The organism is Xylophilus rhododendri (assembly GCF_009906855.1).
In the GTDB taxonomy this organism is placed as follows: Bacteria; Pseudomonadota; Gammaproteobacteria; order Burkholderiales; family Burkholderiaceae_C; genus Xylophilus; species Xylophilus rhododendri.
This window is the reverse complement of sequence record NZ_CP047650.1, coordinates 5,350,878-5,368,565: the sequence shown is the minus strand read 5'-3', so window position 1 is coordinate 5,368,565 and position 17,688 is coordinate 5,350,878. Positions and strand designations below refer to the sequence as shown.

Sequence of the window (17,688 nt, the reverse complement as noted above, 5' to 3'; positions counted from 1 at the left end):
CATGTTTGTAAGCCGACGTATCTTCACCCTGAGCGCGCTGGGCATGGTCTGCACCATCGCCCACGCGGCGCCGGCCGGCCCGCTGCTGACCATCCTGGATCGCGATGCCTTCCTGCTGCGCGACGACGCCCGGCTGGCCCTGGCCGAAGGCGTGGCACTGCGGCCGGACGACATCCTGGAAGTGCCGGCGCAGGGCAAGCTGGCGCGGCTGGAATACGCCGACGGACTGAGCCTGGCGCTGGGCCCGGGCAGCCGGGCCTTGCTGGCGCCTCGGCTCAAGGGCGACCGCGGCGGTGCGCGCACCTATCTGCTGGCCGGCTGGGTCAAGCTGAGTGCGCCCAAGGGCGTGGCGGCCAGCGTGCTGTCGCCGGCACTGGACGTCGCCACCACCGGCGGCACCATCGTGCTGGCAGTGCGGCCCGAGGCGGCGCAGGTCTTCGCCGAGAACGGCGAGGCCGCCGTGCGCCGCCCGGGCAACGCGGGCGCCGTCCAGGTCGTGAAGACCGGCGAACTGCTCGGCCTGGCCGCCACGGCCGGCGCCCAGCCGGAACTGGCCAACCGGCCGACCCAGGCCTTCGTCTCCACCCTGCCGCGCGCCTTCATGGACGCCCTGCCCCCGCGCGCCGCCAGGTTCCAGGGCAAGGAAGTCGAGCCGCAGAAGATCGGTCCGCTGAGTTATGCCGATGCCCAGCCCTGGCTGGACGCCGAATCGGTCGCCCTGCGCCGCGCCAACCTGCCGCGCTGGCGGCCCCTGCTGCGCGACGCCGAATTCCGCCGCGGCCTGGCCGCCGGCCTGAAGGCGCATCCGGAATGGGATCCGATCCTGAACCCGCCGCCGCCCAAGCCGGCGTACCGATAAGAACACCCACGAACCGACGAACTCGCCATGAAGCTGCTCCTCAAGTTCAACCTGATATTCCTGCTGGTCTTCCTGGTCGGCCTGGCCGGCTCCAGCCTGGTCGCCCGCGGCCTGCTGCAGAAGGCCGCCACCGAGGAAGTGGCCGACCGCGCGCGCCTGCTGATCGAGAAGGCCAATGCGGTCAGCACCTATACCGCGGACCAGATCAAGCCGCTGCTGGAAACGCAGATGAAGTACACCTTCCTGCCCCAGTCGGTGCCGGCCTACTCGGCCGCCGAGGTGTTGGCCACGCTGCAGAAGACCTATCCGGAATACGGCTTCAAGTCGGCCATGCTCAACCCCACCAACCCGCGCGACAAGGCCGTCGCCTGGGAAGAGGACGTGGTCAACCAGTTCATCAAGACACCCGGCATGAAGGAATTCATCGGCCAGCGCGAGACACCCACCGGCACCTCGCTCTACATCGCCCGGCCGATCCGCATCACCAACCCGGTCTGCATGAGCTGCCACACCACGCCCGAGATGGCGCCCAAGACTTTGGTGGACCGCTACGGCCCGTCCAACGGCTTCGGCTGGAAGCTCAACGAGGTGATGGGCGCGCAGGTGGTCTCGGTGCCGATGACGGTGCCGATGCAGCGTGCCGACCAGGCCCTGCTGGTCGTCGTCGGCGTGCTGGCGGCGGTGTTCCTGCTGATCGGCGCGGCGCTCAACTTCATGCTGTGGAAGCTGGTGATCCAGCCGGTGTCGCGCCTGTCCAGCATCGCCGACAAGGTGTCCATGGGCGAGGAAGCGCCGGAGTTCGAGGTCAAGTCAAAGGACGAGATCGGCGTGCTGTCGGAATCCTTCGGCCGCATGCGAAAGAGCCTGGCCCACGCCATGAAGATGCTCGAGGAATAAAAGACCTCCATGGCTGCAGTTCCCGAGCGCATCGGCAAGTACCAGATCTCCGAAGTCCTCGGCCAGGGGGCCATGGGCGTGGTCTACAAGGGCTTCGATCCGCACATCCACCGGCCGGTGGCGATCAAGGTGATCCACAAGGAGCTGCTGGGCGACGCCGATGCGGTGGATTCGATCGCCGCGCGTTTCCGCAACGAGGCCCAGGCGGTGGGCCGCATCGCCCATCCGGGCGTGGTGGCCATCTATGAATTCGGCGAGGACGACAACACCGCCTACATCGCCATGGAGTTCGTGCAGGGCCGCAACCTCGACCAGGTGCTGGCCGGCACGCCGCTGCTGGAAGAGGCCCAGCTGCTACGCATCATGGACCAGCTGCTCACGGCGCTGGCCGCCGCCCACGAGCAGGGCGTGTGGCACCGCGACATCAAGCCGGCCAATCTGCTGCTGACGGCATCGGGCCAGGTCAAGCTGACTGATTTCGGCATCGCCCGCATCGAGCATGCGGGGCTGACGCAAGTGTCTTCCATGATCGGCACGCCCGGCTACATGGCGCCCGAGCAGTACATGGGTGAAGGTGTGGACCACCGGGCGGATCTATTCGCCTGCGGCGTGCTGCTCTACCGCATGCTGACCGGCAAGCCGGCCTTCAGCGGCGGCGCTGAGGTCGTCATGTACAAGATCCTCAACGAACAGCCGCCCGCCCCCAGCCTGCTGACCGAAGGCCGGCGCAACCCGGCCTACGACGCCGTGGTGGCGCGCGCCCTGGCCAAGGACCCGGCCCATCGCTTCGCCAGCGCGGCGCAGATGCGCCAGGCGCTGATGGACGTGGCCAGCGGCGCCGCCAAGCCGGTCGTCGAGGCGGCTGGCAACGACAGCACCGTGATCGTGCCGCCCGGCTACTGGGCCAAGGCAGTGGAGGCCGCCGCACCCGCGCGTGTCGCCGCGCCCAGCCAGGCCACGTCGAGCGCCCGGCCTTCCATGAGCGGCACCGCCATGGCCGCCCTCGCCGGCTGGGACCAGCAGGCCCTGAGCCGCATCGAGAAGGCCCTGGCCAGCCATGTCGGCCCCATGGCCCGGCTGATGGTGCGCCAGGCCGCCGCCCAGTGCAGCGATGTGTTCAGCCTGGCCACCGCCGTCTCGGCGCATATCGCCGAGCCAACCAGGCGCCAGCAGTTCATCGGCGCGGCCACCGCCAGCAGCCAGGCGCAGCCCGCGGCCAGCGGCGTGGCGGCGGCGCCCAGCCAGGCCACGGCCCTGGGCGGGACGGCGCTCGCGGCACCTGCCGCCAGCCCCGCGACGCCGCTCAGCGAAGACTTCAAGACGCGTGCGCTGCAGGTCATGGTCAAGAGCCTGGGCCCCATCGCCAAGGTGGTGGTCCGGCGTGCGGCCGAACAGAGCGTCGGGGATAGGGCGCGCTTCGTGCAGCTGCTGCTCGATGCCGCCAGCGAGGCCGACCGGCCCGCGCTGCAGCGCGACCTGGGCGCCCTGCCCGGCTGAGCCCGCGGGCGGCCGACCCGCCGCAGGACTTCACGCGCCATCGGTCCAGGCTGACGAGCCCTGGGGCGCAGCGCCTGCGCTCCGGGTGATGCGCGGCCCGAAGAATGCGTCCAGGGCAGCAGAAGCCGCCCGTCAACGACAACACCCCGAGGAGCCTCATCATGATTTCCACCGTCCTGCTTATCGTCCTGGTCCTGCTGCTGCTCGGCGTGCTGCCCACCTGGGGCCACAGCCGCTCCTGGGGTTATGGCCCGAGCGGCGGCATCGGCCTGGTCCTGGTCATCGTCATCGTGCTGCTGCTGATGGGCCGGATCTGAGGCTGAGGCGGGCCGGTCACATAGGACACCTATGATGGCCGGCTCCCTCAGCCCAGCATCCGTTCATGCAGCGCCTCACCTTCTCGCTCGACGACAGCCTGGCCCGGCAGTTCGATGAATTCATCGCCGCCAAGGGCTATGTCAACCGCTCCGAAGCCGTCCGCGACCTGATCCGTTCGCGCATCGGCAGCGTCTCCCTCGACGCCCCGCAGGATGGCCACCATGCCGAATGGTGCGTGGCCAATGTGAGCTTCGTGTACGACCACCGCGAGCCCACCATCACCACCCGGGTGCTCGACCTGCAGCACGACCACCACGACCTCGTCGTGACCAGCGTGCATACCTACCTCGACCACGACAACTGCCTGGAGACCGTGGTGCTGCGCGGCCCCACCGACTCGGTGCGCGCCTTCGCCGACCAGCTGGTGGCATTGCGTGGCGTGCGCCATGGCCATGCGCATTTCGTGCCGCTCAACGCCAGCGGCCATGCCCATCGCCATTCCCATGGCACGCCGGGCGCGCATGTGCACCTGCGGCCCATCAACTGATCGGTTTTTTGCGCCGATCATGTGGAAAGACATAGAAGTTTGAAACGCCGTGATGCATATCGCACCGTCGGGCCGGTTACCCTCGACGGGTCAAACCATCAGTCTTTCGGCAAATAAAAACACATGATCAAGATCGGCATCGTCGACGACCACTCCGTCGTACGTTCGGGACTCAAGCAATTCTTCGCGGACCATGTGGATCTGCGAGTCGCCGGCGAAGCCTCCAATGGTCGCGAAGCCATCGACCTGGTGCGCAACACCGAGCTCGATGTGCTGGTGATGGACCTCTCCATGCCCGGCCAGACCGGCATCGACGCGCTGGGCATGATCCGCGCCAAGGCACCCGACCTGGGCATCCTGATCCTCAGCGGATACCCCGAAGAGCACTACGCGATGAATCTCATCCGCCAGGGTGCCAGCGGTTATCTCAATAAGGACTGCGATCCGATGGAGATCGTCAACGCGGTGCGCACCATCTCCCTGGGCCGGCGCTACATCACGCCCAGCGTGGCGGAACTGCTGGCCCAGCAACTCAACCGCAAGGACGACGTGCCGGCGCACGAGCTGCTGTCGGAGCGCGAGTTCCAGGTCTTCCTGAAGCTGGCCAAGGGCGAGACGGCCGGCGATATCGCCAAGTCGCTGTCGCTGAGCGTGAAGACGGTCAGCACCTACCGCACCCGGCTGATGGAGAAGATGAACCTCGCCTCCAACAGCGACCTGACCTACTACGCGCTGAAGAACAAGCTGATCGACTGAAGCTAGGTCGGCCCGTGCCGCCACGCTGGGACAATGGCGGCATGAGCAGCAATATCTACGAAAGCCTCGTCGGCGCCCTGCGCGCCCACTGGACGGCGCATGGCAACCAGAATCCCCGGAAGCTGATCATCGGCAGCACGCAGTACCGCGAGCTGATGGAACTGCGGCAGACCGGCCGCACCGCCCTCGGCGACGTCCCCCCGCCGGAGAAGGACAGCTTCCTGGGCGTGGCGCTGGAGATCGACGACGGCAGCCCGGGCGCCATCGTCGGGATCGACGGTCAGACCACGCCTTTGCCCAACACGACCACAGCCGCCTGACAGGCCTCAGGAAGACCGCCCGGCCGCTTTGCGCCCGGAGCCGCTCTTGCGGCCGCCGCCGCTTTCCTTGTTGACGGTGGCCCAGGCCCGGCGTTCGGCCTCGTTCTTGCCGACGCCGCGCTGCTCGTAGCCTTGCTCGATGTGGCGGGCTTCGCGCTTCTGCTTGTCCGTGTAGCTGGATTTGTCGCCTTGGGGCATGGAGGTCTCCTGGGCCGTGCAGGCCTGTCTCGATGTGAGTCAGATTGCGATCGCCGCGCGGCGGTCCGTGTCGGTCGAACCCGGATGCCCGCTGTCGGAAAACGACCCCCAGGCTCCTAGTGCAGCAGGTTGCGGCGCGGCCAGACACATAAGGTCTGCGACAGGCCCGACAGCGCATCGGCTTGCCGCACCACCTCGGAATCGCTGAAGGCCTGCTGCCAGATCTGATGGAACGCGCCCGGCCAGTCGGTGCCGTTGGCGATGCAGAGCGCCAGCAGGAACCACAGCAGCGGCAGCACGTATTCCAGGAACACCGTGCCCGAACCCAGGCGCAGCAGCACGCCACGCAGCACCAGCGCGGCCCACAGCGGACGGTTGATCTGGACGATGTCGCGCTCCACCAGGACGGCCGGCCCGCCTTCGCCCTGTGTGCCGCGCAGGCGTTCGGCCTCGAAATGCTTGTGGATCTCCACCTCGATATCCATCGGCCAGACCGAGACCGGATCCGGCGTCTCGGTGTGCTCGGCGCGCCCGCCCCGCTTCTGGCCGAGCCGGTGCAGGTACTGCCGCACACCTGAGCGTTTGGCGTCCTCCAGGATGCCGCCCAGCCGCGTGGAGCGCTCCGACAGCAGGTGCACCACGAAGCCCAAGAGGCAGTAGAAACACACTGCCCAGATCACCAGGTACAGCACCCACACCTTGTCCGCATTGAATGCGTTGTCCCAGATCGGCAACTGCTCTATGCGCAGCTCGGCGCCGCCGATCAAGGCCAGCGCGGTGCTCGCGGTCAGCAGGTTGCGTCGCTGGCGGTTGAAGGAATCGGCGGGGTGCGCACCAGGCAAGATCGTTACTCCGTTCTCCCCGTAGGGCATTCATGACCATAAGCCCCGGCAAATGGGCATAATGGACTCGCGTTCATCGCATCCGAAAAGCTGATTTCCGCCGCGATGAAGCTGTTGCCTGTGTAAATAGCAGGCGTTCAGTTGCACCGACGAGACGGAAGGCCGGACCATGCACAGCACCCATGCCGCGACAAGCCGACGAGAGGCCGTGACGCGGCCCAATCCCCGTGGATATTACGTCGGCCGCATCGAGGCCTTCCACGCGGTGCTCGACCTGGTGGCGCCGGGCCAGCCCCGCTTCGGCGAACTCGACCTGCACGACAAGAGCCCGCAGGACTGGGAATCCGCACTCTACGCGGTGCATCGCCGCCTGGGCTCGGCCATCAGCCGCCTGACCATGGAGCAGCGTGAAACACTGCGCGGAGCGGCCATGGATCTCAGCCGCAACCCGCCCACCCATACCCGGGTGGAAGACCCGCGCGATCCGGATTACTGCCTGGCGCGCAGTCGGGCCTTCCGCGAAATCATCGGCGCCCTCGACATCCGACAGACGGCCGGCTGGATGATGTAGCGGCGTCCACCGCCCCCTATCATGCGTTCCTTTACAAAGGAACGACACATGATCGACAGGGGACGGATACGCAACTGGTTCCTGGCAGGCGCTCTGCTGCTGGCAGGCTCCGCCGGCATGGCCGCCGCCGACGCGGTTCAGGCCGATGTCAAGGGCGGGCGCGACCATCCGCTGATCCAGCGCTTCAGCGGCTCCTGGATGGCGGGCTACAAGTTCAACGAATGGGAGCAGGCGAGCTTTCCGAGCGGCATGGCCGTCAAGGACGAGAGCTGGGTCGATCCGGTCACGGTCGAAGGCCGTGTGACCAAGGCGATCTATGTCTCCCCGCCCGGCAAGTCGCCGCTGGAAGTCTTCCGCAATTACGAGCAGGCGCTGACCGGCGCCGGCTTCCAGCGCCGCTTTTCCTGCGAGAGCCAGTGCGCGCCGCTCTACCGCGCCATGCGCCGCAACGATGCCTATACCTCGGGCATGACCTGGGCCGCGGGCAGCGTGATCACCCCCACCGGAAGCCGCTACAGCCTGAACGCCGGCACGGCGACCACCGAGCAGGGCCGCTTCTGGTACGGCACCCTGCCACGCAACGGGCAGCTGGTGCATGTGCTCATCTACAGCTCGGTGGCCAGCGATATCAGCACCAACCAGGCCGCCACCTTCGTGCAGGTGGCCGAACCCAAGGCCATGCCGACCGGGCAGGTCACGGTGGATACCGAGGCGCTGGACAAGGGCCTGAAGGCCGAGGGCAGGATCGCCCTCTACGGCCTGTTCTTCGATACCGGCAAGGCCCAGATCAAGCCCGAATCGACGGCCCAGCTCGCCGAGATGGCCAAGCTGCTGAAGGCGCAGCCGGCGCTGCGGGTTTACATCGTCGGGCATACCGACAACCAGGGCTCGCTGGAATCCAACATGGCGCTGTCCCAGCAGCGCGCGCAGGCGGTGGCCGGCGCGCTGGCCGCCAGCTACAAGATCGAGGCTGCGCGCATGGTCGGCCGCGGCGTCGCCAGCCTGGCGCCGCTGGCCAGCAATGCCGCCGAAGAAGGCCGTGCGAAGAACCGGCGGGTGGAACTGGTGCTCCAGTAAGCCGGCCCAGGCTCCTAGCCCGGCGGCGGCCCGACGTAGCGGCCGCGCGGGCGGATCACCTGCGCCACCGACAGCTGCTCCAGGCTGTGCGCCAGCAGGCCGATGCTGCGCGCGGTGGTGAAGAGGCCGAAGGCCGCATCCGCCGGCAGCCGGCAATGGGCCACCAGCGCGGCCAGCGCCGCATCGATATTGGGCCGCAGCCCGGTCAGCTTCTGCACCTTGGCGATGAAACGCGCGATCACCGGCGGCGGCTCGAACAGCGCCAGCAAGGCCGCCGCACGCGGATCGCCGTCGGGATAGAGATGGTGGCCGAAGCCGGCCAGCGGCAGGCCGGTGGAGAGGTAATGCGTCAGCACCTGCTCCTCGCCCGAACGCTCCACCTCGCCGAACAAGGCCTGCACCCGGCCGGAGGCATCGCCATGCAGCGGGCCGGACAGGGTCGTCATGCCCGCCAGCAGGCAGGCCGGCAGGCTGGCGCCGGCGGAGGCGGCGATGCGGGCGGTGAAGGCCGAGCTGGTCAGCTCATGGTCCACCAGCAGCACCATGGCCGAACGCAGCAGCTCGGCCGCATCGGCCGGCTGCCGCCAGCCCTGGGCGAAACGCAGGTGCAGCGGCGCCTTGCCGGTGCCGGCACCGAAGGCCGCGGCCAGGGGGCCGACGAGCGACTGGGCCTCCTCGTGCAGCACCGCCGTCAGCCGGCCCTGGGTGGAATGGCCGGTCGCCGCCAGGCCGGCCAGGCCGGTGAAGGCCGCCACCCGGCCCGGCCGCGCCACCCGCGCCGCCGCCGGGCAGGCGAACACCACCGGCTGCTGCGCGCCCCACAGCAGGCGCGCCACCTCTTCCAGCGTGGCGCCGCGGGCGAGTTCGACGGCATCCCGGCCGCGGTAGTACAGCCGGCCGCGATGGAAGGTGGACAGCGCCGTCGGAATGCTCGGCTGCGAGCCGAACAGCGTGTTGGCCGCCAGCGTCTCCGGCTTGCGGCCGGCCTGCTTGCGCTGTGCCAGCACGGCGACGTCCTCGGCCCGGTAGAGGCTGCGGCGCGGGTCGGCAGGGTCGGGCGTGGCCTCCAGCTTGTGACGGCTGACGTAGGCATACACCGTCTGCGGCTGCACGCCGAGCTGGGTGCACACCTCGTCCATCGTGATCCAGGTAGCCATGTCTTTGGTACATCAGGGAAAGCAATATGTTGATCTTACCCGTCAACATTGCCTTTTCGATCAATGCCTCACTAGGATGCCGGCACGGAGACAAACGATGACGAAACCCCAGGTCCTGCAGCTCAACCCCATCCTGATTCCCGAGGTCAACGACGAGCTGGCCTCGCTCTACCAGATGCACCGCCATTTCGAGATGGCCGATCCCGAAGCCTGGCTGCAAGAGCACGGCGCGAGCATCCAGGCCGTGATCACCGGCGGCCACACCGGCATCGCCGTGCCCATGCTGGAGCGGCTGCCGGCGCTGAAGGTGGTGGCCGTGAACGGCGTGGGCACCGATGCGGTCGACCTGGCCTATTGCCGGGCACGCGGCCTGCCGGTGACCGCCACCCTGGGCGCGCTGACCGAGGACGTGGCCGACCTGGCCATCGGCCTGCTGATCGCCGCCTGCCGCAACCTCTGCGCGGTGGACCGCTTCGTGCGCGACGGCCAATGGGAGCAGCATCCCCAGCCCAGCGCCGTTCCGCTGGCGCGGCGCTTCAGCGGCATGCGGGTCGGCATCGTCGGCCTGGGCCGTGTCGGCCGGGCCGTCGCCCAGCGCGCCGCCGCCTTCGGCTGTCCCATCGCCTATACCGACCTGCGTGCGATGGACGACGTGCCCCACCGCTTCGTGCCCGATCTGGTCGAACTGGCCCGCGATTCGGACGCCCTGGTGCTCTGCGCCGCCGCCGACAAGGCCGAGGGCATCGTCGATGCCGCCGTGCTTGATGCCCTGGGCCCCCGCGGCTTCCTGGTGAACGTGGCGCGCGGCCGGCTGGTCAACGAGGACGACCTCGCCGCCGCCATCGTCGCCGGCCGCATCGCCGGCGCCGGGCTCGACGTGTTCGTGGACGAACCCCGCGTGCCCGACGCCCTGCGCCGGTCCGACCGCGTCACCCTGCAGGCCCACCGCGCCAGCGCCACCTGGGAGACCCGCGCCGCCATGGCCCGCATGGTGCTCGACAGCGTGGCCCAGGCCCTGGCCGGCCAGCGCCCGGCCATGAGCCTGACCACCTGAGGGACGGCGCCATGACGGACTACGTCATCCCCCCGCCCGCGCAGGCCAGCCTGGCGGTGCACGGCCAGGCCGCGCGTTTTCCCATCCACCGGGTGTTCTGCATCGGCCGCAACTATCCCTGGACCGCCGGCGAGCCCCGGCCCCGGCAGATGCCGGGCTGGTTCATGAAACCCGCCACCGCCGTGGTGCCCGCCGAGGGCGCCCTGCCCTACCCGCCGCAGACCGCGGATTTCTGCCATGAAGTGGAACTGGTCGCGGCAATAGGCCGGGCCGGCCAGGACATCGCGCCCGCCGATGGGCAGCACCACATCTGGGGCTACGCGCTCGGACTGGACATGACCCGCCGCGACCTGCAGCAGCAGGCCAAACGCGAGGGCGGCTCCTGGGAGCCCGCCAAGGCCTTCGACCATTCCGCGCCCTGCTCGCCGCTGCGGGCGGCCGCCGACATCGGCCACCCCGAAGCGGGCGCGATCTGGCTGTCGGTGAACGACACGGACCGCCAGCGCTCCGACCTCGCCGAGCTGCTCTGGAGCGTGCCCGAACTGGTCGCCATGCTCTCGCGCTCGGTGCGCCTGCTGCCCGGCGACCTGGTCTTCACCGGCACGCCGGCCGGCGTCGGCCCGCTGCTGCGCGGCGACACGCTGCGCGCCGGCATCGAAGGCATCGCCGAAATTTCCATGCAGATCCGATGACAGGAGACACATCTTTGACCACCACCCCCACCCCCAAGATCGCCCTGGTGACCGGCGCCGGCAGCGGCATCGGCCGCTGCGTGGCGCTCGGCATGCTCGAAGACGGCTGGACCGTCGTGCTCGCCGGCCGCCGCGCCGAGCCCCTGCAGGCCATCGCCGACGAAGCCGCCGCGCGCGGCCAGACCGCCCTGGCCGTGCCCACCGACGTGACCGATCCGCTCAGCGTCGAAGCACTCTTCGCCGCCATCGAAAGCCGCTTCGGCCGCCTCGACGTGCTCTTCAACAACGCCGGCGTGAACGCCCCCGCGCTGCCCATGGACGAGCTGCCGCTGGAGAAGTGGTTCAACGTCATCAACACCAACGTGACCGGCGTCTACCTCTGCGCCCGCGCCGCCTTCGGGCTGATGCGGCGGCAGTCGCCGCAGGGCGGCCGCATCATCAACAACGGCTCGATCTCGGCGCACACGCCGCGGCCCTTCACCGCGCCGTACACCGCCAGCAAACACGCGGTGACTGGCATCACCAAGGCGCTGGCGCTGGACGGCCGGGCCTACAACATCGTGGCCAGCCAAGTGGACATCGGCAATGCGCTGACGGAACTCTCCGAACGCATGACCCGCGGCGTGCTGCAGGCCAACGGCACGACGGCGCCCGAACCCATGATGGACGCCAGGCACGTGGCAGACGCGGTGCGCCATATCGCTGGCCTGCCGCTGAGCGCCAACATCCTCAACCTGACGGTGATGGCCAGCGCCATGCCCTTCGTCGGGCGCGGCTGAAGAAAAGCAAATCCAAGGAGACAAAGACATGCAACGCAAGACCCTCATCCGCCTGCTGGCCGCCACGGCCTGCCTGGCCAGCCTGCCCACCTGGGCGGCCGACGCCGCCTATCCTACGCGGCCCATCAAGATCATCGTGCCGGCCCCGCCCGGCGGCGCGATCGACATCATCGCCCGGGTGGTCGGCGACAAACTCACCACCTCGCTCGGCCAGGCCGTGATCGTGGAGAACCGCCCCGGCGCCTCCAACAACCTGGGCACCGACGTGCTGGCCAAGTCGCCGCCGGACGGCTACACCATCGGCATCGTGGGCGGCAGCCACAACATCAACAAGTTCCTGTTCAAGAACCTGGGCTGGGATCCGGAGAAGAGCTTCGAGCCCATCGTCTACACCCATGAGGTGCCGCTGGTGTTCGCGATCTATCCGCAGATCCCCGCCAAGACACTGCCGGAGTTCATCGCCTGGATGAAGGCCCATCCGGACGCCGCCAAGGTCGCCACCTCGGGCCGCGGCAGCGCGCAGGAGATGGCGGCCGAGATGTTCCGCATGGCCAGCGGCGTGCCGATGCTGCTGGTGCCCTACAAGGGATCGTCCGCCGCCGCGCCCGACCTGCTGGCCGGCCGCACCTCGCTCTATATCGACACCGTCAGCGCCATCCAGTCGCAGGTCAAGGGCGGCAATGTGCGGGCGGTGGCCGTGTCCACCCGCAAACGCGCGGCCAGCCTGCCGGACGTGCCGACCGCCGAGGAGCAAGGCCTGAAGGGCTACGACGCCAACACCAATGGCGGCTTCCTGGCGCCGGCCGGCACGCCCAAGGCCATCGTGCAGAAGCTCAATGCCGAGATCAACGCGGCCCTGAAGATGCCCGACGTGCGCACCAAGCTCGAAGCCGCCGGCATCGAGATCCAGGGCGGCACGCCGGAGGAGTACGCGGCGCTGATCAAGTCCGATCTGGTGAAGTGGGGCAAGGTGGTGAAGGAGGCGGGCATCCAGCCGGAGTAGGCTGGAGCCGCGCCTTTTGCTTCAGACCTGCGCGGCCTTGAGCGGGTCGCGGAACACGGCTTCCCCGGCGGTGGCGGTCTTGCGGCTGGGGCCCAGGCCCAGGGCCTGGCGGATCGGGCCGGGGACTGTCTTCGCCTCGATGCCTTCGGGCGGGCTCCAGGCCAGCAGTGCATCCAGTGTCTGCAGGCCGGTCAGCAACACGGCGCCCCGGCCTTCGAAGCGGGCCGCGCCCGAAGGCAGCAGGTGCAGGTCGATGGCCGGGTCGGCCGCACCAGCGCCTAGCAACACCAGCGGCGGCTTGGCGGACTGGTCCGTCGGCAGGGTCAGCGGCCCGCCGATCGAGGCATAGGCCGGATCGGCGATCCGCACCAGCTGGCCCGCATCCACGAAGACGCCGGCCTCGCTGTCGCCCACCATGGCCTGCAGCGGCCAGCTGTCCCACAGCGAGGACAGCAGGCGCAGGTAATCCGCGGGCGTGGCGGGCGAAGCCGCGTCGGGCCGGAACCAGGCCACGGTCGGCGCATCGGCCCACAGCCCCACGGCGATGCGCTGGCCGTGCAGCGCACTCAGCGTGGAGAGATTGCGCGCCAGGTTGATCGGATGCTGGCGGGCCGGATCGGCCCCGGCCACGAAACGGCTGCTGCGGGTATGGGCCAGCAGGAAGGAGGCCAGCACCAAGGCATCGCGTGGCCGTCCGCCGGCCTCGTTCAAGCCCAGCGAGAAGGCGGCCACGGGTAGCCGGTCCAGCGCCTTGCCGAGCGATGCGGCCTGCGGTCCGCCCACGGCCAGCGCGGCGGTGAGTTCGGCCAGCGCCAAACCTGAGATATCGAGGATGACACTCATGCCGACAGCTCCTTGAGTCTTTGCGCGAAGGGCACATGGCGCGACGGCGGCTCCGGCGCCACCAGGCCGCGTTGGCGCAGCACCGGCACCACCTGGTCCACGAATTCCTGCATGCCCAGCGGATTGGCGTCGAACAGCAGATTGAAGCCGTCGGCCGCATCGCCGCGCCACCAGCGTTCGGCCACATCAGCGAACTGCTCGGGCGTGCCGACGAAGAACTGGTGGCCGAAGCCGGAGAAGTGGCGCACCAGTTGGGCGATGCTCAGGCCATTGGCCTTGCCGTAGGCGGTGATCGCCTTGCGGAAACCCGCCGAGCCGCGTTCGGTGGAGCCGGCCAGTTGGTCCAGCGCGGAGGCGGGGGCTTCCAAATCGAGCAGCGCCGCATCCACATCCAGCAGGCTGGCGAAGCGCTTCAGCACATAGCCCTCGGGGCCGCGCTGGTGCACCAATTGGAAACGCGCCTCGGCTTCCGCCTCGGTCGAGCCGATCACCAGATGCACACCCGGCAGCACCACCGGCGGACGGCGGCCGAGTTCACGTGCCATGGTGTGCAGCTCCTGCCGATTGCGGCGCGCGACCTCGAAGACGGTCTCGGCCGAGAACACCGCATCGGCGCTGCCGGCGGCCAGGCGCCGGCCCTGCTCGGAGCCGCCGGCCTGCACGATCAGCGGGCTGACCGCGGCAGCGAAACGCGCGGCCGGGCCTTGCGTGGGCAACTCTTCAGCGCTCACGGAATAACGGAAACGCTCGCCCGCATGCTCGAAGCCCGAGCCCTGCTGCACTGCCGCCAGATAGCCCCGGTACACCGCCAGGAACTCGGTCGCCCGGGCATACCGGTCCTCGCGCTCCGGCGCCTGCGGCACCTGGAAATCCTGCGCGGACAGCACCGGCAAGCCGGTCACCACGTTCCAGCCGAAGCGGCCTTGGGACAGCAGGTTGTAGTCCAGCAGACGGCCGGCCAGCTCCAGCGGATCGTTGGCGCCGGTCGAGACGGTGGCGATCACGCCCAGGCGTGTGGTCTCCGACAGCACCACCGCCAGCGTGGCCAGCGGCTCCACCATGCGGTTGGGCCGGATCGCGGGGTTGGACGACAGGCCCGGGCCGTCGGCCAGGAAGATGCCGTCGAGCCCGCCGTCTTCCGCCGTGCGGGCGATCCGGCGCCAGAAGGCTTCGTCCAGGTTGTCCAGCGCCTGGGTGCCCGGCGCGCGCCAGGCACCGGCGTCGGCGCCGAAGTCGTAGACATTGGCGTTGAGGATGAAACCGCTCATCCCGCCACTCCGCTGCGGACCACGCCCGGCGAGGCCGCCGGCGCCGCCGTGCCGGCATACCAGATGTCCGGCAGCGCCACGCCGTTCAGGGCCTCGTTGCCCAGCACCCGCGCCTTCTGCGGCGAAGGGTTGTGCGATGCCAGCGTGCGGGCGTTGCGCCAGTGGCGGTCGAAGCCCCGGCCGGCCACCACCATGGAGCCGCCGCCGATGTCGAACAGGGCCTGCGTGGCATCGAGCACCAGCGCCGGCAGCACCACCTGCAGCTGGGTCACGCTGCGGTGGGCATCGGCGAAGGGGTCGCCCGAGGCATCGGCACGCGGGGTTTCAAGCTGGCGCGCGGCCGAGCGCACGGCCAGCAGCGCAGTGCCGGCCACAGCCGAAAGGCGGCCGATCAATTCCTGCACCAGCGGATCCAACGCAGGCACCGGCGCCGCCGCATGGCTGAAATGGCGCTTGCGGCCCTGCAGCCAGCCAGCCGCATCTTCGAAGGCGCGGATGGCGATGCCGGTGAGTGTGGCCAGGTGGGTGAGCTGGGCCATGGCGTCGTGGCGGCCGGAGGGCCGGTCCTCCGACTGCGAACGCCGCCGCACCCGGGCCGGATCGACGGCCACCTGGTCGAACTGCATGGTGCCGCTCATGGTGAGTCGCTGGCCCACGCCGTCCCAGTCGTCCACCACGGTCACGCCGGGGGTTTCGCGCTCCACGGTGGCGATCACATGCTGCCCTTCGGCATCGCCCGCGAAGACATTGACCCAGTCCGCGTAGCCCGCCCCGGTCGTATAGAACTTGGAGCCGTCCAGCCGCAACCGGCCCTGCAGGTCCGGCAGCACGGTGGTGCCGACGGCCCCCACGGCCACGTTGCCGATTTCCGTCGTGGCGCTGGCGAAGAGCCGGCCGCGCGCCACCTCGGCCGCGCCGAAGTCGCTGCCCGGGAGTTCGGGCGCGCTGACCAGGTGCTCCACGTAGAGGAAGTGCGAACGCAGGCTCTGCGCCGCGCTGGAGTCCGCGCGGGCCAGGGCGATGAGCAGATCGACGTTCTGCGAATACGAGAAACCGCGCCCCCCCTGGGCCACCGGCAGCCGGGCCGATGTGGCGCCGGCCTCGGCCAGCTGCCGCAGCTCGGCCGCCAGCGAGCCGCCCAGCCGGTCGCGCTCGGCCGCTTTGTCCGCCAGCGTCGTCAACACCGCATCCAGCGCCTGGGCCTGCGCGCCTTCGAAACCAAGGGACAGGCCGTCCATCCGGAAACGTGAATTCATATACACAAACCTAATAACAAACACATTTCTTATGGATCATACTTTTGACTCTTAAGCACCCAAACGAATGAATTTCTTCTATGACCCGGCAGATTCCGTCTAAGCGCCTCGGCTCTTTTTTCACCCGCAGACTGGCCTTGACCGTGGGCGTCAGCCTGGTCGGACTGGCGCTGGCGGCCTGCTCCAAGAAGGAGGCTGCGCCCGAAGCCGCGCCGGACACGACCCCCACCGCGCAGACCGAACCGGTGCGCGGCGGCCAGTTGGTGGTGGCCATCCGCGCCGAGCCGGCGCAGCTCAATCCGCTGGTGGACCAGGGCTCGGGCGCGCATTCGGTGCGTCCCGCCCTGGACTCGCTGGTCTGGGACAAGGGCGACGGCAGCTACGAGCCCTGGCTGGCCAGCAGCTGGGAGGTGTCGGACGACGCCAGCACCTATGTCTTCCACCTGAGGAAGGACGTGAAGTTCCACGACGGCACGCCCTTCAACGCCGAGGCGGTCAAGGCCAATTTCGATTACGTGAACAACCCGGCCAACAAGTCCACCGGCTCCACGGCCAAACTCAAGCCGGTGGCCACCGTCGTCGATGAGTACACCGTCTCGGTGAAGCTGGGCACGCCGGAATCGAGCTTCCTCACGCTGATCGCGGCGCCCTACTTCGGCATCCTGTCCAGGCAGCAGATCGAGCAGGACCCCAAGTCGCTGGCCACCAAACTCATAGGCACCGGCCCCTTCAAGTTCGACAACTGGGTCAAGGGCCAGAGCCTGACCTATGTGCGCAACGACGACTACCACTGGGCTCCCGCCCCCTTCCACCAGGGCGCGGCCTACCTGGACAGCATCAAGTACGTCTTCCTGCCCGAGGACCAGACCCGCTTCAACGCCCTGGCCACCAAGGAAGCCCATGTGGTCGACTTCATCGCGCCCGAGTACGCCAAGCAGGTCAAGGCCAATGCCGACTTCCAGACCCAGGAGTTCCTGCTGCCCGGCGTCGGCTACAGCCTGCACCTCAACACCCGCCGCCCGCCCTTCGACCAGGTCGAAGTGCGCAAGGCCCTGCTGCATGGCCTGAACCGCGAGGAGATCGTCGCCAGCGCCACCTTCGGCGCCTATCCCGTGCAGGAGTACCTGGCCAGCACCACCCCCGACTTCGCCAAGGACCTGAAGAACCGGATCCAGTACGACCCCGAACAGGCCGCCCGCCTGCTCGACGAGGCCGGCTGGAAGCAGCGCGACGCCCAGGGCTTCCGCAGCAAGGACGGCAAGCGCCTGGCCTCCTTCATCCCCTATGCCGACAACGACCAGCTGGCCCAGCGCACGCTGGAGCAGGTGCAGATCGACGCCAGGAAACTCGGCTTCGACATCCAGCTGCAGCCGGTGACCGACCTGCCCGAGCGCCTCTACAACGGCAACTACGGCCTGCTCGGCACCTTCCAGTCGGAGGCCACCGGCATGCAGCTGTGGCGGCTCTACGGCAGCGACAACATCAGCGACGGCAGCACGGTGGGATCGAACGCGTCCTTCCTGCGCATCCCGGCACTCGACGCGGTGCTGGCCCAGGCACGCTCCTCCGGCAAGTCGCCCGACCGTGCGCGCTACTACGCCGAGGCGCAGGAGATCCTGCCCGACTTCGCGCCCTCGGTGCCGCTGTACTCGCGCGCCCGGCTGGTCGCCATCCAGAAGAACGTGCACGGCGTGGCCTGGGACAAGGCCTGGCCGCAGCCCTATCTCTTCGACGCCTGGATCGGCAAGTAAGCG

The 17,688-nt window shown here is 69.0% G+C and carries 20 protein-coding genes; 14 read left to right on the top strand and 6 right to left on the bottom strand.

Annotation, left to right across the window (positions count from 1 at the left end; genetic code table 11):
• Nucleotide 1 precedes the first annotated feature (1 nt).
• The 7 genes from GT347_RS24825 to GT347_RS24795 all read left to right on the top strand — a co-directional run bounded on the left by GT347_RS24825 (nucleotide 2) and on the right by GT347_RS24795 (nucleotide 5,194).
• Nucleotides 2-859 (top strand): hypothetical protein, encoded by an 858-nt coding sequence (locus tag GT347_RS24825; protein ID WP_160554738.1) that lies wholly within the window; start codon nucleotides 2-4, stop codon nucleotides 857-859.
• 27 nt (nucleotides 860-886) lie between these two features.
• On the top strand, nucleotides 887-1,756 hold the full coding sequence (locus GT347_RS24820) for a c-type heme family protein (protein ID WP_160554737.1): 870 nt from the start codon (nucleotides 887-889) through the stop codon (nucleotides 1,754-1,756).
• A gap of 9 nt (nucleotides 1,757-1,765) precedes the next feature.
• Nucleotides 1,766-3,253, top strand: coding sequence for a serine/threonine-protein kinase (locus tag GT347_RS24815; RefSeq protein ID WP_160554736.1), 1,488 nt, complete (start codon nucleotides 1,766-1,768; stop codon nucleotides 3,251-3,253).
• Between the two features lie 161 nt (nucleotides 3,254-3,414).
• Nucleotides 3,415-3,570, top strand: a complete 156-nt coding sequence (locus GT347_RS24810; protein WP_195812369.1) for a DUF3309 family protein — start codon at nucleotides 3,415-3,417, stop codon at nucleotides 3,568-3,570.
• 65 nt (nucleotides 3,571-3,635) lie between these two features.
• The gene (gene nikR, locus GT347_RS24805; RefSeq protein ID WP_160554735.1) at nucleotides 3,636-4,118 is read left to right on the top strand and encodes a nickel-responsive transcriptional regulator NikR; all 483 of its coding nucleotides are present in this window, start codon (nucleotides 3,636-3,638) and stop codon (nucleotides 4,116-4,118) included.
• Between the two features lie 123 nt (nucleotides 4,119-4,241).
• Nucleotides 4,242-4,874: a response regulator gene (locus GT347_RS24800; RefSeq protein ID WP_160554734.1), complete on the top strand. Its 633-nt coding sequence runs from the start codon at nucleotides 4,242-4,244 to the stop codon at nucleotides 4,872-4,874.
• A 41-nt stretch (nucleotides 4,875-4,915) separates the two neighbouring features.
• On the top strand, nucleotides 4,916-5,194 hold the full coding sequence (locus tag GT347_RS24795; RefSeq protein ID WP_160554733.1) for a hypothetical protein: 279 nt from the start codon (nucleotides 4,916-4,918) through the stop codon (nucleotides 5,192-5,194).
• A gap of 6 nt (nucleotides 5,195-5,200) precedes the next feature.
• On the opposite strand, the gene GT347_RS24790 is transcribed toward GT347_RS24795, so the two are convergent.
• Both GT347_RS24790 and GT347_RS24785 read right to left on the bottom strand, forming a co-directional pair.
• Nucleotides 5,201-5,392, bottom strand: a complete 192-nt coding sequence (locus GT347_RS24790) for a hypothetical protein (protein WP_229722491.1) — start codon at nucleotides 5,390-5,392, stop codon at nucleotides 5,201-5,203.
• A 116-nt stretch (nucleotides 5,393-5,508) separates the two neighbouring features.
• Nucleotides 5,509-6,234, bottom strand: a complete 726-nt coding sequence (locus GT347_RS24785) for a hypothetical protein (RefSeq protein ID WP_160554732.1) — start codon at nucleotides 6,232-6,234, stop codon at nucleotides 5,509-5,511.
• A gap of 169 nt (nucleotides 6,235-6,403) precedes the next feature.
• Between GT347_RS24785 and GT347_RS24780 the strand changes: the two genes are divergently transcribed.
• Both GT347_RS24780 and GT347_RS24775 read left to right on the top strand, forming a co-directional pair.
• Entirely contained in the window at nucleotides 6,404-6,805 is a 402-nt protein-coding gene (locus tag GT347_RS24780; RefSeq protein WP_160554731.1) for a hypothetical protein, read from the top strand.
• Nucleotides 6,806-6,853: 48 nt separating this feature from the next.
• Nucleotides 6,854-7,882: an OmpA family protein gene (locus GT347_RS24775; RefSeq protein ID WP_160554730.1), complete on the top strand. Its 1,029-nt coding sequence runs from the start codon at nucleotides 6,854-6,856 to the stop codon at nucleotides 7,880-7,882.
• A gap of 14 nt (nucleotides 7,883-7,896) precedes the next feature.
• On the opposite strand, the gene GT347_RS24770 is transcribed toward GT347_RS24775, so the two are convergent.
• Nucleotides 7,897-9,039, bottom strand: coding sequence for a citrate/2-methylcitrate synthase (locus tag GT347_RS24770; protein WP_160554729.1), 1,143 nt, complete (start codon nucleotides 9,037-9,039; stop codon nucleotides 7,897-7,899).
• 97 nt (nucleotides 9,040-9,136) lie between these two features.
• Between GT347_RS24770 and GT347_RS24765 the strand changes: the two genes are divergently transcribed.
• From GT347_RS24765 to GT347_RS24750, 4 genes are read left to right on the top strand one after another with little or no spacing between them, the layout of a single operon-like run.
• The gene (locus tag GT347_RS24765; RefSeq protein WP_160554728.1) at nucleotides 9,137-10,093 is read left to right on the top strand and encodes a 2-hydroxyacid dehydrogenase; all 957 of its coding nucleotides are present in this window, start codon (nucleotides 9,137-9,139) and stop codon (nucleotides 10,091-10,093) included.
• 11 nt (nucleotides 10,094-10,104) lie between these two features.
• Nucleotides 10,105-10,785 (top strand): fumarylacetoacetate hydrolase family protein, encoded by a 681-nt coding sequence (locus tag GT347_RS24760; protein ID WP_160554727.1) that lies wholly within the window; start codon nucleotides 10,105-10,107, stop codon nucleotides 10,783-10,785.
• Nucleotides 10,782-11,564, top strand: a complete 783-nt coding sequence (locus GT347_RS24755; protein ID WP_160554726.1) for an SDR family oxidoreductase — start codon at nucleotides 10,782-10,784, stop codon at nucleotides 11,562-11,564. Before GT347_RS24760 ends, GT347_RS24755 begins: the two co-directional genes overlap by 4 nt.
• Before the next feature lie 28 nt (nucleotides 11,565-11,592).
• Entirely contained in the window at nucleotides 11,593-12,567 is a 975-nt protein-coding gene (locus tag GT347_RS24750) for a Bug family tripartite tricarboxylate transporter substrate binding protein (protein WP_160554725.1), read from the top strand.
• 21 nt (nucleotides 12,568-12,588) lie between these two features.
• On the opposite strand, the gene GT347_RS24745 is transcribed toward GT347_RS24750, so the two are convergent.
• Genes GT347_RS24745 through GT347_RS24735 form a run of 3 tightly spaced genes read right to left on the bottom strand, consistent with a single transcriptional unit; the run spans nucleotide 12,589 to nucleotide 15,934 of the window.
• Nucleotides 12,589-13,410, bottom strand: coding sequence for an LLM class flavin-dependent oxidoreductase (locus GT347_RS24745; protein ID WP_160554724.1), 822 nt, complete (start codon nucleotides 13,408-13,410; stop codon nucleotides 12,589-12,591).
• Complete coding sequence (locus GT347_RS24740) at nucleotides 13,407-14,678, bottom strand: LLM class flavin-dependent oxidoreductase (protein WP_160554723.1); 1,272 nt, start codon at nucleotides 14,676-14,678, stop codon at nucleotides 13,407-13,409. The genes GT347_RS24745 and GT347_RS24740 overlap by 4 nt, the downstream gene beginning before the upstream one ends.
• Complete coding sequence (locus tag GT347_RS24735; RefSeq protein WP_160554722.1) at nucleotides 14,675-15,934, bottom strand: acyl-CoA dehydrogenase family protein; 1,260 nt, start codon at nucleotides 15,932-15,934, stop codon at nucleotides 14,675-14,677. Before GT347_RS24735 ends, GT347_RS24740 begins: the two co-directional genes overlap by 4 nt.
• A gap of 143 nt (nucleotides 15,935-16,077) precedes the next feature.
• On the opposite strand from GT347_RS24735, the gene GT347_RS24730 reads away from it, so the two are divergent.
• Nucleotides 16,078-17,685: an ABC transporter substrate-binding protein gene (locus tag GT347_RS24730; protein ID WP_229722950.1), complete on the top strand. Its 1,608-nt coding sequence runs from the start codon at nucleotides 16,078-16,080 to the stop codon at nucleotides 17,683-17,685.
• The last annotated feature ends 3 nt before the right edge of the window (nucleotides 17,686-17,688 follow it).

What these genes read in the sequence shown, in the direction of transcription:
- GT347_RS24825 (WP_160554738.1), top strand. Translation starts at nt 2, where the DNA reads ATGTTTGTAAGCCGACGTATCTTCACCCTGAGCGCGCTGGGCATGGTC.
- GT347_RS24820 (WP_160554737.1), top strand. Translation starts at nt 887, where the DNA reads ATGAAGCTGCTCCTCAAGTTCAACCTGATATTCCTGCTGGTCTTCCTG.
- GT347_RS24815 (WP_160554736.1), top strand. Translation starts at nt 1,766, where the DNA reads ATGGCTGCAGTTCCCGAGCGCATCGGCAAGTACCAGATCTCCGAAGTC.
- GT347_RS24810 (WP_195812369.1), top strand. Translation starts at nt 3,415, where the DNA reads ATGATTTCCACCGTCCTGCTTATCGTCCTGGTCCTGCTGCTGCTCGGC.
- nikR (WP_160554735.1), top strand. Translation starts at nt 3,636, where the DNA reads ATGCAGCGCCTCACCTTCTCGCTCGACGACAGCCTGGCCCGGCAGTTC.
- GT347_RS24800 (WP_160554734.1), top strand. Translation starts at nt 4,242, where the DNA reads ATGATCAAGATCGGCATCGTCGACGACCACTCCGTCGTACGTTCGGGA.
- GT347_RS24795 (WP_160554733.1), top strand. Translation starts at nt 4,916, where the DNA reads ATGAGCAGCAATATCTACGAAAGCCTCGTCGGCGCCCTGCGCGCCCAC.
- GT347_RS24790 (WP_229722491.1), bottom strand. Translation starts at nt 5,392, where the DNA reads ATGCCCCAAGGCGACAAATCCAGCTACACGGACAAGCAGAAGCGCGAA.
- GT347_RS24780 (WP_160554731.1), top strand. Translation starts at nt 6,404, where the DNA reads ATGCACAGCACCCATGCCGCGACAAGCCGACGAGAGGCCGTGACGCGG.
- GT347_RS24775 (WP_160554730.1), top strand. Translation starts at nt 6,854, where the DNA reads ATGATCGACAGGGGACGGATACGCAACTGGTTCCTGGCAGGCGCTCTG.
- GT347_RS24770 (WP_160554729.1), bottom strand. Translation starts at nt 9,039, where the DNA reads ATGGCTACCTGGATCACGATGGACGAGGTGTGCACCCAGCTCGGCGTG.
- GT347_RS24765 (WP_160554728.1), top strand. Translation starts at nt 9,137, where the DNA reads ATGACGAAACCCCAGGTCCTGCAGCTCAACCCCATCCTGATTCCCGAG.
- GT347_RS24760 (WP_160554727.1), top strand. Translation starts at nt 10,105, where the DNA reads ATGACGGACTACGTCATCCCCCCGCCCGCGCAGGCCAGCCTGGCGGTG.
- GT347_RS24755 (WP_160554726.1), top strand. Translation starts at nt 10,782, where the DNA reads ATGACAGGAGACACATCTTTGACCACCACCCCCACCCCCAAGATCGCC.
- GT347_RS24750 (WP_160554725.1), top strand. Translation starts at nt 11,593, where the DNA reads ATGCAACGCAAGACCCTCATCCGCCTGCTGGCCGCCACGGCCTGCCTG.
- GT347_RS24745 (WP_160554724.1), bottom strand. Translation starts at nt 13,410, where the DNA reads ATGAGTGTCATCCTCGATATCTCAGGTTTGGCGCTGGCCGAACTCACC.
- GT347_RS24740 (WP_160554723.1), bottom strand. Translation starts at nt 14,678, where the DNA reads ATGAGCGGTTTCATCCTCAACGCCAATGTCTACGACTTCGGCGCCGAC.
- GT347_RS24735 (WP_160554722.1), bottom strand. Translation starts at nt 15,934, where the DNA reads ATGAATTCACGTTTCCGGATGGACGGCCTGTCCCTTGGTTTCGAAGGC.